At 57.5% G+C, this 12,987-nt stretch carries 6 protein-coding genes; 3 read left to right on the top strand and 3 right to left on the bottom strand.

Annotated features, from left to right (window positions below):
• Positions 1-48 precede the first annotated feature (48 nt).
• Positions 49-1,980 (top strand): hypothetical protein, encoded by a 1,932-nt coding sequence (locus BLU71_RS14180; RefSeq protein ID WP_083353334.1) that lies wholly within the window; start codon positions 49-51, stop codon positions 1,978-1,980.
• Between the two features lie 178 nt (positions 1,981-2,158).
• Positions 2,159-4,447: an autotransporter outer membrane beta-barrel domain-containing protein gene (locus tag BLU71_RS14175; protein WP_083353333.1), complete on the top strand. Its 2,289-nt coding sequence runs from the start codon at positions 2,159-2,161 to the stop codon at positions 4,445-4,447.
• A gap of 61 nt (positions 4,448-4,508) precedes the next feature.
• On the opposite strand, the gene BLU71_RS27765 is transcribed toward BLU71_RS14175, so the two are convergent.
• From BLU71_RS27765 to BLU71_RS14160, 3 genes are all read right to left on the bottom strand, one after another.
• Complete coding sequence (locus BLU71_RS27765; protein ID WP_231982412.1) at positions 4,509-9,026, bottom strand: Ig-like domain-containing protein; 4,518 nt, start codon at positions 9,024-9,026, stop codon at positions 4,509-4,511.
• 247 nt (positions 9,027-9,273) lie between these two features.
• Positions 9,274-9,669 carry a YbaN family protein gene (locus BLU71_RS14165; RefSeq protein WP_083353332.1) on the bottom strand — a complete coding sequence of 132 codons (396 nt, stop codon included), beginning with the start codon at positions 9,667-9,669 and terminating at the stop codon, positions 9,274-9,276.
• Positions 9,670-9,679: 10 nt separating this feature from the next.
• Positions 9,680-10,267 (bottom strand): YecA family protein, encoded by a 588-nt coding sequence (locus BLU71_RS14160; RefSeq protein ID WP_042607482.1) that lies wholly within the window; start codon positions 10,265-10,267, stop codon positions 9,680-9,682.
• A gap of 386 nt (positions 10,268-10,653) precedes the next feature.
• Here BLU71_RS14160 and recQ point away from each other — a divergent pair, with 386 nt between their 5' ends.
• Positions 10,654-12,783 carry a DNA helicase RecQ gene (recQ, locus tag BLU71_RS14155; RefSeq protein WP_083353331.1) on the top strand — a complete coding sequence of 710 codons (2,130 nt, stop codon included), beginning with the start codon at positions 10,654-10,656 and terminating at the stop codon, positions 12,781-12,783.
• The last annotated feature ends 204 nt before the right edge of the window (positions 12,784-12,987 follow it).

Here is a 12,987-nt window from a genome sequence, read left to right as displayed (position 1 = left end):
TGTATTGGGTTGGAGGGTCGGTGCGTTCATAAAACAGGAGAGCTTACAATGAGTAACTTGAAAGTACTGTCCAAGGCAGAGGCTGCCCGTAAAAAAGTTTTTGATTTGCGTCAAGCCCTGAGTACCCGTTCGGGTACTCCTCCTGAAGTTGAAGACTTGCTCCCGCCCCTGCCGGGTGACAATGTCAAGAAACTTCAGGCGGCGCGTCAGGGCACAGACTGCAAGGTGATAATTACCTCCATGGTAGTGCCGCCGGGGTCAACCCCAGGTGACACATATATCGCATTGCAGAAAGATTCAGTAGTGGTTACGGAGTGGGTAGTGGTTCCCATCCCCCCACCTGCAACTTTCGAAATGATTTTGCCTGCAAAGGAAACCGCAACGCCAGGTCCTTTTCGCTTGACTTATGTAGTTGATTACGGTGGCAACAAAAATACTTCTGATACCTCTGAGTTCTTCATCGACATTGTCGCACCTAATCATGGTGCACCTGGAGGTAAAGCGGCACCGCCCGACGAAATCATTGATGGCGTGTTGACCCGAGAAATTCTTGATGCGCTGGGTGATATAAAGATGATCATCCCCGTGCCTGACGATGTCAAACAGGGGGATATCTATACGGCGTACTATGGGAAAAGTGATCCAGCGACACCCGTGGACACTTTTATTGTCGATGAAGATTCGAGTGCGCCAATTGAACTGTTTATCAAGAAGACCAATATCGAAACGTTGGGAGAAGGACTGTTTATCTTTTACTGCAAATATGCAGATCGCGTCGGTAACGTCGGGCCTTCTTCCGACCCTTTTCATTTTGATGTTCGGCTGACACCGGCACCCAGCGGGTTGCTACCCCCTGAGGTGCCGGAAAACGACGATGGTGTTGTCGACTTGAAAGATGCCTACCCTGATGTCGCCGTGGTCATTCCTGCATTCGCTAATGGTCAGCCGAACGATGTGGCCCGAGTCACCTTCAACGGAAAGTTGCAACCCGACAAGCCGACTGATGGCACCGCTCCGGTCATTGTCGACGTACCGTTCAGGGACGCCGCAGAAGGCGGTGATGGTCCGAAGGATGTGGCGGTGAATTACGCGATCATTCGAAATGGCAACCCGTTTCCGGAAGCGACAGGGGCGACCATCAATGTCGATCTGTCGATCCCTGGTCCAACCAATCCTGAGCCTGATCCGGACAAAGGTAATCCGAACCTGGTTGCTTTGGTCGTCAAGGGTTCCACAGGCGATAACACTTTGGTGGTGGATGATGTTGGCAGCTTGATCGACATTGACTTGACTATTCCTGATCTCACGACATTGGATCCCGGTGATATTTTCGATTTGATGTACGACGGTAAAATAGTTTCGCCTCCAGAAGGTCGTTATGAGGTCGTCGGCGATGAGGCCGATGATTTCAAGATTCCATTCAAGCTACCGTCTGATGTTTTTGTGGCCGCAAAAAACGGGATAAAGACAGCCCGCTACATCATCACCAATCCGGCAAATGGCAGCAACGCGAATCCATCATTGCCGACTCCGGTAGATGCTTATGTTATTGCAGTGACATTGCCAGAGCCCGTTATTCAGAATCTTTATACGAATCCGGGTAATTTGGTGTATCTGAACTGTTCTTCTCTACGCGATATTCCTGTGATAGGTAAGGCCGCAGTTGTGCGTGTCGCGGGAGGCGGGTCACTTGTTGCTGATTTGAAACTGGACTTCGTATGGAAAGGAACCCCGCTTTCAGGAGGGGATGATATTCCCGATTATACGTTCAGCAAGACGTTGCAGGGCAATGAACATACGGCGGGCTTTGAAGTTTACCTGCCCTTCAATGCTGCCCTCAGACCTATCAGGGACGGACGCGGAGTCATTTCATATACAACGGAGATTGATGGCCGTACTCATGACTCCGCGGATCACGACGTCAGAGTGGTTGTGGTTGATAATATAGGGACATTCTGTCCCGGAACTAACGATGCCTAATTAACGGTCAATGCAGGCGGGGACACATCCCCGCCTTCTTTTATTTGACATACACGGTAAAAATATCCATCGAAGAAAGGGAACTTTCCTACAGAACGAGGTAAGTAATGTCTGTACGGTGCGTGCGGACGAAACTACTTTTGTTGAAATACATCCGCTAAATGTCGAAGGAGTACATATGGGTATCTGTACGGTTCTTTATCCATTGAAGGCATCAAAAACAAAACTGGCTTGGTTCGCCTTGGCGCCAGTCCTCTCCTCAAGCCCGCTGGCCTTTGCCCTCACTTCCATCGAAGCGGGTCAAACATTGACTATTGATAGCTCAACCGAACAAGACAACTATCGCGCCCGCGATGGTGGTGTATTGAACGCCAATGCTGCGAATACCTATGAAGTCTTGATCACCACCGGTTCGCAATTGAATGTGGTGGGGGGGACTTATGCCGGGCGTTCGGGCAACGCGGGGATTACCCTCATCAATGCCCGTGCCGATGTGAGCGACGCCATTGTGACCGGTACCCGAATGGGGATGTCGATCGCCCGGGCGACGGGTACGACCACAGGTTCGACTGCCGTGATCAGTGGCAGCCGGATTACCGGGCAGACCTCCGGAATCGAAACCGGTGGCGGCGCTGATATCCAATTGACTGATACGCATCTGACCGGTACGGGAGCAAACAGCTTTGGTTTGAATTCGTTCGGTGCAGAGGTCAGGGCCAAGGGCGGCAGCATGACCGGAGGCATGAACGGCATTCGCCTGCGTCCCGACGGCGAGGGCATCGGCAACGGTGCCAATGTGTCGCTGGACAACGTTGAGGTACGAGGGGTGGCGGGTGCAGCCATCCTTGCCAATGGCGGGGTTGTGGCACAGATCAACGTGCTGAATTTCACGCGCTTGCTTGCCGGCAACGGCGTACTCCTTGATGTGCAAGGCGCTTCCACCGCAACGATGACGGTGGCTGACAGTACGTTGGAAGGCAACATCAATGTCACCGATAACAGCCTCGCCAATCTGACTTTCAATCACGGCCACATGGTAGGTGATGTCATCGTCGATGGCAGCTCAACGGCGGGTGTCACATTGGAAAATCATTCGCAGTTCACCGGTCGTCTCGATCAGGTCGACAGCGTGAACGTCAACAGCAATTCCAATTGGACACTGACCGGCAATGATTCGATCGGTGCACTGGGCATGAACGGTGGCACTGTCACCTTTGGCGCCCAGGACGCCCCCGGTACGTATTACACGCTCAATGTCGGCTCACTTTCCGGCAATGGGACCTTTGCGATGAAGGGCGATTTCGCCAGCGGTGAGCATGACTTTCTCAATGTCGCCGGGGCTTCCTCGGGCGACTTCGCCCTGGCTGTCGCGGCCTCTGGTCTGAATGCGGCCTCGCCGCAGCAGTTGACGCTGGTACGTACCGGCACCACCGACGCTGCGAATTTTGCTCTGGCCGGCGAGCAGAGGGTTGACGTCGGCACCTGGTCTTACGCTCTGGCCAGCCGGGAAATCGGGGGGGGAGCGAAGGAGTGGTTTCTCGACCCGACCACCGAAGTCATCAGTCCTGGCGCGCGCTCGGTACTCGCCTTGTTCAACACTGCGCCAACCGTCTGGTATGGCGAGCTGTCGTCGTTGCGCAGCCGTATGGGTGAGTTGCGTTTGAACGGTGGCGAGGGCGGAGGGTGGAGTCGTGTTTACAGCAACAGACACGACGTCGCTGATGGGTCAGGTGTCGGTTATCAGCAAACACAACAGGGATTCTCCCTCGGCGCCGATGCGCGGGTGGGCGAAAGCCAGGTGCTGGTCGGGGTGCTCGCCGGCACGAGCGAATCCGATCTGGATCTGAATCGCGGAACCTCGGGTACGGTGAAAAGTTACTACGTCGGTCCCTATGTCACGTGGCTCGACAGTGACACCGGTTACTACTTCGACGGCGTGCTCAAGTTCAACCGGTTTCGTAACGAGTCCAAAGTCAACCTGAGCGATGGCAGCCGCACCAAAGGCGATTACGACAACTGGGGTGTAGGCGGTTCCGCCGAGTTCGGTCGGCATATCAAACTGGCCGACAACTACTTCGTCGAACCGTTCGCGCAACTGTCGGCCGTGCAGATCCAGGGCCAACACTACACGCTGGACAACGACATGGACGCCGACGGCGATCGCATGCGCTCACTGCTCGGCAAGGCCGGGGCCACGGTGGGGCGAAACTTCGGTTTCGCCGACGGTGCTGTTGCCCAGCCTTATGTACGTGCGGCGATTGCTCACGAGTTCGCTTCGAACAACGAAGTGAAGGTCAACAACAACGTGTTCAACAACGATTTGTCAGGCTCCCGGGCGGAGTTTGGGGCAGGGATGGCTGTGGCGATGTCCGAGCGGTGGCAGGTGCATGTCGATCTGGACTATGCCAAAGGGGAGCATATTGAGCAGCCTTACGGTGTGAATCTGGGGTTACGGTATTTTTGGTAAAGAGCCATCGGGATGACCCCAAGTGAAGGCGCCCCACGATTTGTGGGGCGTTTTTTTATCCCTAAGGGTCAATGCCCACTCCCAAGCCGGATCCGTAGTACTGGACGTGCCCTTCTGCACCATTGACCAGGTTTTTTAACCAGTACCGAGCTGGCCAGCCACCTGCGGAGTCAGCGGCCCAGTACCAATAGTCACCCATCGGCCAACGACTACCCCAAGCGTTATGGATTTCCCGCAACTCACCCATTGATGGTAATCGCTTTCCTCGGCCTGCTGCCCTGTCTCTGATCGCGTACCAGTTTCCACCGTCCAGTCCCACAACGAATTTCACCCCTGTGACACGAACGTTGTAGCTCTTGGACTGGCTTGCGTTGTCTATGACAGTGATTGTTGCGTCTCCATTACCTCTGACAGTCACCAACCCTGAACCGTCTACCGCGGCGACGTTGTTGTTACTCGACGTGTAACGATAGGGAAGAACTCCGCCGCTTGCCGTGTGCTGTACATATGTGCCAGGGCCGAAGTTTGGATATGCAGCCCAGTCAGGTATGAGGTAACACCTGCCACTCAATGTCACGCTGCCCGTGTTGAAATGCAACGGCGGAATCGGTGAGATCACAGTGAAGGTTCGCGTATTTGAATCCTGCCCGGTACTCAACGCTTTTACTCTCAGCGAATGCCCGCCCAAACCAACCGACAAGGTAGTGTTCCAGGCGCTGCCCACGGCAGTCACCGTGTGCCTTGGGTTGTTGTTGTCGTAAATCTGGACCTGACGATTCGGTGTGACCGTACCGCGCAGGGTCACCGAAGTGCTTTTGGTTTGCCCGCCATTGCCTATTTCACTGACGCCATCATGTACGGACGTCAGCGTCGGCGCGATGTGGGCGGCGACGTTAAAGGCTCTCGCCGGGCTCTCTACCGGAACCACGTCATACATGGCCAAGGCAGTCAGGCTGTGCGAGCGGATGGCCAGACCGGTGACAGACGTTGTCCATTGTTTATCGGCATTGACGGTGACCGGCGTACCAACGGGGGCGCCATTGTCGTGCATCTGGATCTGCTCGCGCGGGGTGGCTTCGCCTTTGACGGTCACTGCGGTGTCATAGGTCGTTTCGTTCTGTCCCACCGTGCCGACCGAGTCGGTGACTGTGGTAATCGTCGGTGAAATAAAGGCTGCAACTGTAAAGACCCGAGGGGGACTGGACTCCGGATTGCTGCCGTAATCGCCTCGCGCGGTCAGGCGGTAAGTGCTCAGGTTCAGGCTGCTGAAAACATATTGCCAATCGCCTCTGGCGTTGACACTCACCGTTTCGACGGCCGCACCGGCATTGAGCAGAATGATCTTTTCGTTTGGACTGGCCTTGCCTGTCAGCGTGACGGTCCGGTAGTAGGTCGTACCATTGGCGGCGACTTCACCGCGCAGGTCACTCACACGGGAGATCGTCGGTGTGACCGCTTGCGCCACGACGAAATCCCGCGGCGGACTGGTCGCAGGGTCTATCTCGTACAACGCCTCGGCAGTGAGGCTGTAGCTGCGAACTTGCAGATCGTTGAGGCGGTGGTTCCAGTCACCCTTATCGTCGACGTCAAGGGTAATGAGCGGCTGTTTGTTCTCCAGCAGTTTGACCTGCAGGTTTGGCGTCGCGCTGCCGGCCACCAGCACGCTGTTGTCATAGGTGGTTGCCCCATGGGCGACGTCCCCCCGTGAATCGCTGACCACAAGAATTTCCGGCGTCTGTGCGAATTTCACGTTGAATGTTCGCGGCTCGCTGGACACCGGGTCGGCGTCATAAAGAGCCTTGGCGCTGATGCGGTAAGACTTCTCGGTCAATGGGCCGATCTCGCAGCTCCAGGTGCTGTCGGCGCCCACTGGCGCCGTACCCATTGATGTCGTCGTTCCATCGAACAGCTCAACCGTTTCGCCACGCGTGGCCGTGCCGGTGACGGTGACTTTTTCGTCACGGGTTTTGCCGCCTTCTTCCACCTCGCCCCGCGAGTCTGTCACACCGGTGATGACCGGTTGCACGTAGTCGTAGCGGGTTCTGATGGTCAGGGGCAACTGTGGAAATATGCGGGCAGTGTCCTCTTTTTCACTGCCATCGAATGCCACTTTGCAGATCACAGTGGCGGGCGTGGAGTGGCCCAGTTTCATCAGTTCGCTTCTGAGCAAGCTTTCGTTGAGTCCGCTGCTGACTTGGGTCGGGGTTATTTCCAGGCCGGTGATTAGCGGGATCGTATGGGAAGCGCCTGAACTTGTTTGTCCTGTCAGGTAGAACCAGAGGCGCTGTTTCAGTGCAATGTACGGCCATATAGCGAGGACAGCTTTTGCATCGCCGCTGAATGTCATCAGATCCAGGACGTTGTTCTGTGCCTGAGGCACATGCGGGTGGGGCAGTTCGTTTTCTGGGTCCTGGAAGTCTGAAACATACAGGTCGAGCATTTGTGAGGGCGTTGTGAGGGTATAGCGGGTTACTTCGTATTCAACCGACACCGTTTTCGCAATATTGGCGCCAACCACTGAAGCGGGTAAATGGAATTGCACGGTGCCTGTGGGACTGCCCGGCAGCTCCAGATCATCAGAGGTTCCCGCGCCGGGCGCTCCTAACCACTTTAAACGGATCATGTCCCGGTCCGGGTTCATGCTGGAGTAACTGGCGTTGATGTCTACGCCATTCAACCCATCCATTGGGTTGAGCGTCTTGTCGGGTGCCTGTACCACCTCGGGCGGCGGCAACTCGCCGACGAGTTCGCCTATGAGCAAATTGAGCGTGGCCGAGTGCTCGTATTGTTTGTTCGACGCCCGCAACACCGAGTAGCGCACTTTCACATACTGGCCAATGTTGGGCGTCACGAATTCAGCGTCCACCTGAAAACGTACAGGTTGGCCTTCAGTCACTGTGGTGATGGGCAGCCAGTCGCTGGTGCTGGCGAAGGGATTGGGACTGCGCCAGTAATACGCAAGAATATCGCCCCTGAGGGTCTTCGCCTCGCTGATATACACATGCACCTTATCGAACACCTTGGACGGGTCCAGCACATCCCCCGGCGGATCGGCCTCTTCCACTTCGGGGGCCGGCAGCGTCGCGCGGACCTTTTCAATCCTGGCCAGCAGCCGCTCCGACTCTCTTATGTCGAGGAGGCCAGGTGCATCGTTTGCCACCACGTAGAACAGGTCGAGCGTGCCGTTTTCAAGCACTTTGATGTGCTCCGCGTCGGTGTAGAACGTCACCAGCCCGTCCTTGGCTTCGTTGGCGCTGACGATATGGGAAACCTCATGCAGATAGGTGTCGCCATCGGACTTGATGCCAGACCATCTCAGGCAGATCAGGTCGCCATTTTTCATCGCGTAGCGCACGTCGACCGTAGCGTAAGGCTCGTCCGGTTCGAGGGTATCGCCGATCAGCTCACGAATGTTTGGCTCGGGGAGCATGTTGACGTCGCCCTGTACCATTGCAAAGGCACGCTTTGAAGACAGCGGGTCGTCCCCGTTTTTTTTGTAGAGAATGTAAGACGCATCGGCGCGCCCTTGGGCGATGGCCCTGATCAACTCATAGGGCACGTTGATGTCCAGCACGGAAGGGATGTTGTCGATGTCGCGGGTTTCACTGCAGATGATCGGTTCACCGTTATCCGGCGGTGTGCCGATGAAGGTCATTTTCACGCTGTCGCCCAAGCTGAAGTACTGGCTGCTGACAAAGATCTGAATAGTCACCGGCTGCTTGTTCAAATCCCTGATGATAATGAAGCCGTTGACGGCTTCCTTGATGATCGGTGAATCCAGGCGCCAGCCCCCGGCGTCCACGTCGATGTAGGTGCGTTTGGAGGGGCGGTCGGCCCAGTTCCAGACTTCGTCATTGATGTCGTACCTGATTTCCCGTTTGAGCCCGTCGCCGGCGCCGAGAATGGCGTCCTGATCAATGTGGATCTCGATCGGCTGCAGACCTTCGGCTTGCTCCGGCGTGATGCGGTGCGCCGGAAGCCGGTATTCGCCCAGCTGTAAACGGACCTTGTCGTTGCGCGTGCAATACACATAATGAGGGACCGTCGCCAGCACGCCCTTTTTGGCCCATTCGGCGTCTATGACGCCCTGTTCGACCAGCTCGGGCGGCAGTTGCACGATGTTCAACTCTGAGTGACCGTCGTCATTATTAGGTTCCCTGTCAAAGTTCCCCGGCCTGTACAGTTTGATCAGGACCCGCAAGGATGCCGACGGCGGGTCTGCTTCGGTTTCACCCACTCGGGTCAGCACATAATGGCAATTTTCGACCCAGCCGGACTTTTCAGGCGTCGGCAAGTAGAAGAACACCCGCTGATTGACCTCGTCGGCCATCACGAAGCGTTCGAGCACTTTCTCGTTGTTCCACCAGATATCCAGCCTGTCCCTCTCGCTCATGAGGCCCAGATAAGGATTGATGACGCACAGCACGCCATCGGGGTCGTCGGTGGCTACCTGGATACTGATCCCGCCATCGCCGTCCTGCACCGGCTCGACCATCCCCGGAATCAGCAGGGGGCGCAGCGCCAGTGTGTTAGAGCCTTCGGTGAGGGGGGGGAAGCGGAAGTTCTTGTGAGAAGGCATCAGGCAAGTCCTCTGTAAGCGAATTCAGGCGTTTTCTGGTGACGACCGGTGCAGTCGGACTCGGTGAGAATCAGGTGAGATTCAGGCTTGAGATGGTTGACGACACGGGAATGCACTCCAGCCGGGTGATGGAGTGATTGAACCTGCATTGACGGGTTAGCGCACCTGTCAGATCTGACAGGTGGATGGGGGTATCCGACGAGTGGTATTAACGGGGTGCCCTGTTTCGCTCTCGTTCAAACACGGTTCAAGGCTTGTGCAGCGTCTTATGCCGCAAGATATAAACCGTCACCAGCACCGCACTGGTCAACATGAAGCCCCGCGCCCAGACCAGCGGCACCAGATAACAAGAAAACAGAATGCTCACCCACATCAGCCCGATCGCGTAGACCTTGCCTTTGAGTGGAATGCCGTTGCCTTCGAGGTAGTCGCGAATCCATGGACCCAGCCGTGGGTGTTCGACCAGCCAGCGATAAAAGCGCGGTGAACTGCGCGCGAAGCAGGCCGCGGCGAGCAGGAGGAAGGGGGTGGTGGGCAGGACCGGCAGGAAAATGCCGATCACCCCCAATGCCACGCTGAGCCAGCCGATGGCCAGCAGAACGTAACGCAACATCAGGGGGCGGTTGCCTATGGGGTTGTCCATAGGCCAGGTCTTAGTGGTGGCGTGGCTTGAGGATCGCCGGTTTTTCGTCGGGCGCCTGGCACAGCAAGTACAGCGCGGTCAGGGCTTCCGGAATTTGAACGATCATGTCGTCCATCAGGTTGGCGTCCTTGGCGATGTCTTCAAACTCCGGTTGTTCGTCGAACAGGCCGGAACCGACCATGATCGGCAGGAGCATCTCGCTGACTTCTTCTTCGGCGGTTTCGAACCAGGCCGCTTCGCGCAGGAACACGCCTTCCATGAAGCCGATGCACCAGCCGCGCAGTTCGGAATCGTCCGGCTCTTCGCCCAGATCCAGTTCGCACGGCAATTCGAATTCTTCATCCGAGGCCAGTTGACGAGCGATGTGGGCCTTGAGGCCGATCAGCGTGGCTTCGATTTCGGCACGCTGGGCTTCGTCGCTGTAATGCGGCTCTTCGGCGAACAGCGCATCGATCCACTCGCGCTCGGGGACGTCTTCGGAGCAGATCGACAGTGCGGTCAGGTAACCGTGGGCGGCGACGTAATCCAGCGCCTCTTCGTGCAGCTCGTCGGCGTCGAGGAAGACTTGCAGGCGGGTCAGTTGCTCAGCGAAGGACATTACGGGGCTACCTTGGGGAATAAACAATGCGGGAATTCTAGGCCTTCTTGCGCGCTCTAGCCAGCCGCTTGGCAGATTTGCCGGTCGCAACACAAAACCCTGTAGGAGTGAGCCTGCTCGCGATGCGGTATACCAGTCACTTCAATGTCCGATGTGCTGACGCGATCGCGAGCAGGCTCACTCCTACAGGGGGCATATGTTGCAAGTCGGGCGATGTCTTCTCAGCGGCACCCTCTGCGGCGAAGGCCTCGGGTATACTGCCGCGTTTTGCGATCCCTGCCGGCGCTGCGCTGGTCATGCAATGTGTTCTTACGTTTTGTTTAAGCAGCCGAGGCTGCTCTGAACCAGCCTGAGCAGGGATGTATCGGTAGATTTTTGGAGTTTTTATGCTCGAACAGGCTCAACGCGTCCTCAAGGACATCTTCGGCTACGACAGTTTCCGTGGCCGTCAGGGTGCGATCATTGAGCGCGTGGCCAGCGGCGGTGATGCGCTGGTGCTGATGCCTACCGGTGGCGGCAAGTCGTTGTGCTTTCAGGTACCGGCGCTGCTGCGCGAAGGCCTGGCCGTAGTGGTATCGCCGTTGATCGCACTGATGGACGATCAGGTCGCAACCCTTGAAGAACTGGGCGTCGCCGCTGCTGCGCTGAACTCCACGCTGAGCGCCGAGCAACAGCGTGATCTCGCCCTGCGGATCAAGCGCGGCGAAGTGAAAATGCTCTATCTCGCCCCCGAGCGCCTGGTGCAGCCGCGCATGCTGGCGTTCCTGCAAAGCCTGGAAATTGCCCTGTTCGCCATCGACGAAGCGCATTGCGTGTCGCAATGGGGCCACGATTTCCGCCGCGAATACCTGCAACTGGGCCAGTTGGCAGAGCTGTTCCCCCACGTTCCGCGCATTGCCCTCACCGCGACCGCCGACAAGCGCACCCGTGAAGAGATCGTAGATCGCCTGCACCTGCAGAACGCCGAACGCTTCCTGTCGAGCTTCGACCGTCCGAATATTTTCTACCGCATCGTCCCGAAGGAGCAGCCGCGCAAACAGTTGCTGGCGTTCCTCGCCGAACGGCGCAGCGACGCCGGCATCGTGTATTGCCTGTCGCGCAAAAAGGTCGAGGAGGTCGCGGCGTTCCTTAGCGAACAGGGCTTCCCGGCGCTGCCGTACCACGCCGGTCTGCCCAACGATCTGCGCGCCTATCACCAGAAGCGCTTCCTCAATGAGGAAGGGCTGATCATGGTCGCCACAGTGGCGTTCGGCATGGGCATCGACAAACCCAACGTGCGCTTTGTCGCGCACCTCGATCTGCCGAAATCCCTTGAGGCGTATTACCAGGAAACCGGGCGTGGCGGCCGTGATGGTCTGCCGGCGGATGCGTGGATGGCCTACGGTCTGCAAGACGTGGTGATGCTCAAGCAGATGCTGCAGAACTCCGAAGGCGACGAACGGCATAAACGTCTGGAGCAGCACAAGCTCGACGCCATGCTCTCGCTGTGTGAAGAGACCCGCTGCCGGCGTCAGGCGTTGCTGGCCTATTTCGATGAGGACATGCCCGAGCCGTGCGGCCATTGCGACAACTGTGTCGACGGCGTGCAGACGTGGGATGCAACAGAGCCAGCACGCCAGGCCTTGTCGGCGATTTTCCGCACCGGTCAGCGATATGGCGTCGGTCATCTGGTCGACGTGTTGCTGGGCAAGGACAACGAAAAGGTGCGCAGCTTCGGCCATCAGCATTTGTCGGTGTTTGGCGTTGGCAAGGCGTTGAGCGAGAGCGAATGGCGTTCCCTGTTCCGCCAGTTGGTGGCGCGCGGGCTGGCTGATGTCGATCACGAGGGGTATGGCGGTCTGCGCTTGAATGACAGTTGCCGACCATTGCTCAAAGGCGAAGTGAAACTGGAGCTGCGCCGCGACCTGAAACCGCAAGTCACCGCCAAGACCGGCAGCAAGAGCCAGGCCAGCCAACTGGTGCGCGGCGAGGAGCGCGAACAGTGGGAAGCCTTGCGCGCACTACGGCGCAAGCTCGCCGAAGAACACGGCGTACCGCCGTACGTCATCTTTCCCGACTCCACGCTTTTGGAAATGCTCCGCAGCCAGCCGACCTCGCTGGCGGAAATGGCCCGGGTCAGCGGCGTCGGCGCACGCAAGCTGGAACGTTATGGCGAAGCGTTCCTCGAGGTGCTCGGCGGCGAGGCCGAGGCGCCGAAGGTGGTGGCCGATGTCCGTCACGAGCTGATCACCCTGGCCCGCGCCGGCATGACGCCGCTGCAGATCGCCGGGCAGCTGCAGTGCTCGGAGAAGAACGTCTACGCGATGCTCGCCGAAGCCATCGGCAAGCAGCAATTGTCGCTGGAGCAAGCGCTGGACTTGCCAGAAGAGCTGATGGGTGAAGTGCAGGACGCGTTTCTCGATGGCGAGGGCGAGTTGCCGTCCGTCGCCGAAGTCGCCGAATTGTTCGCCGGGCGAGTTCCTGAAGGCGTGCTTCATTGTGTGCGGGCGGCGTTGCAGTCTGAATTCGAGATGTAATCTGGCCCGACCCCTCACCCCAGCCCTCTCCCCGAGGAGAGGGCTGGGGTGAGGGGTCTGGTGTCATATGTCGACCCGCAAAATCGAGTCGATTATGGATTCAGCACAGCGCTTTGACGTTGGCGAATTTCAAAAGCGTCCCCCACTCAGTTCCCTCTCCCTCTGGGAAAGGGCTAGGGTGAGGGGCTTTTGATCTTTGCGCAG

This window comes from Pseudomonas moraviensis, assembly GCF_900105805.1.
Taxonomy (GTDB): domain Bacteria; phylum Pseudomonadota; class Gammaproteobacteria; order Pseudomonadales; family Pseudomonadaceae; genus Aquipseudomonas; species Aquipseudomonas moraviensis_A.
Note: the sequence above shows the minus strand (reverse complement) of the source record. Positions and strands in the feature narration are given on the sequence as shown.

Excerpts from the sequence above, each read along its gene's own strand:
- BLU71_RS14180 (WP_083353334.1), top strand. The coding sequence starts at position 49 with ATGAGTAACTTGAAAGTACTGTCCAAGGCAGAGGCTGCCCGTAAAAAA.
- BLU71_RS14175 (WP_083353333.1), top strand. The coding sequence starts at position 2,159 with ATGGGTATCTGTACGGTTCTTTATCCATTGAAGGCATCAAAAACAAAA.
- BLU71_RS27765 (WP_231982412.1), bottom strand. The coding sequence starts at position 9,026 with ATGCCTTCTCACAAGAACTTCCGCTTCCCCCCCCTCACCGAAGGCTCT.
- BLU71_RS14165 (WP_083353332.1), bottom strand. The coding sequence starts at position 9,669 with ATGGACAACCCCATAGGCAACCGCCCCCTGATGTTGCGTTACGTTCTG.
- BLU71_RS14160 (WP_042607482.1), bottom strand. The coding sequence starts at position 10,267 with ATGTCCTTCGCTGAGCAACTGACCCGCCTGCAAGTCTTCCTCGACGCC.
- recQ (WP_083353331.1), top strand. The coding sequence starts at position 10,654 with ATGCTCGAACAGGCTCAACGCGTCCTCAAGGACATCTTCGGCTACGAC.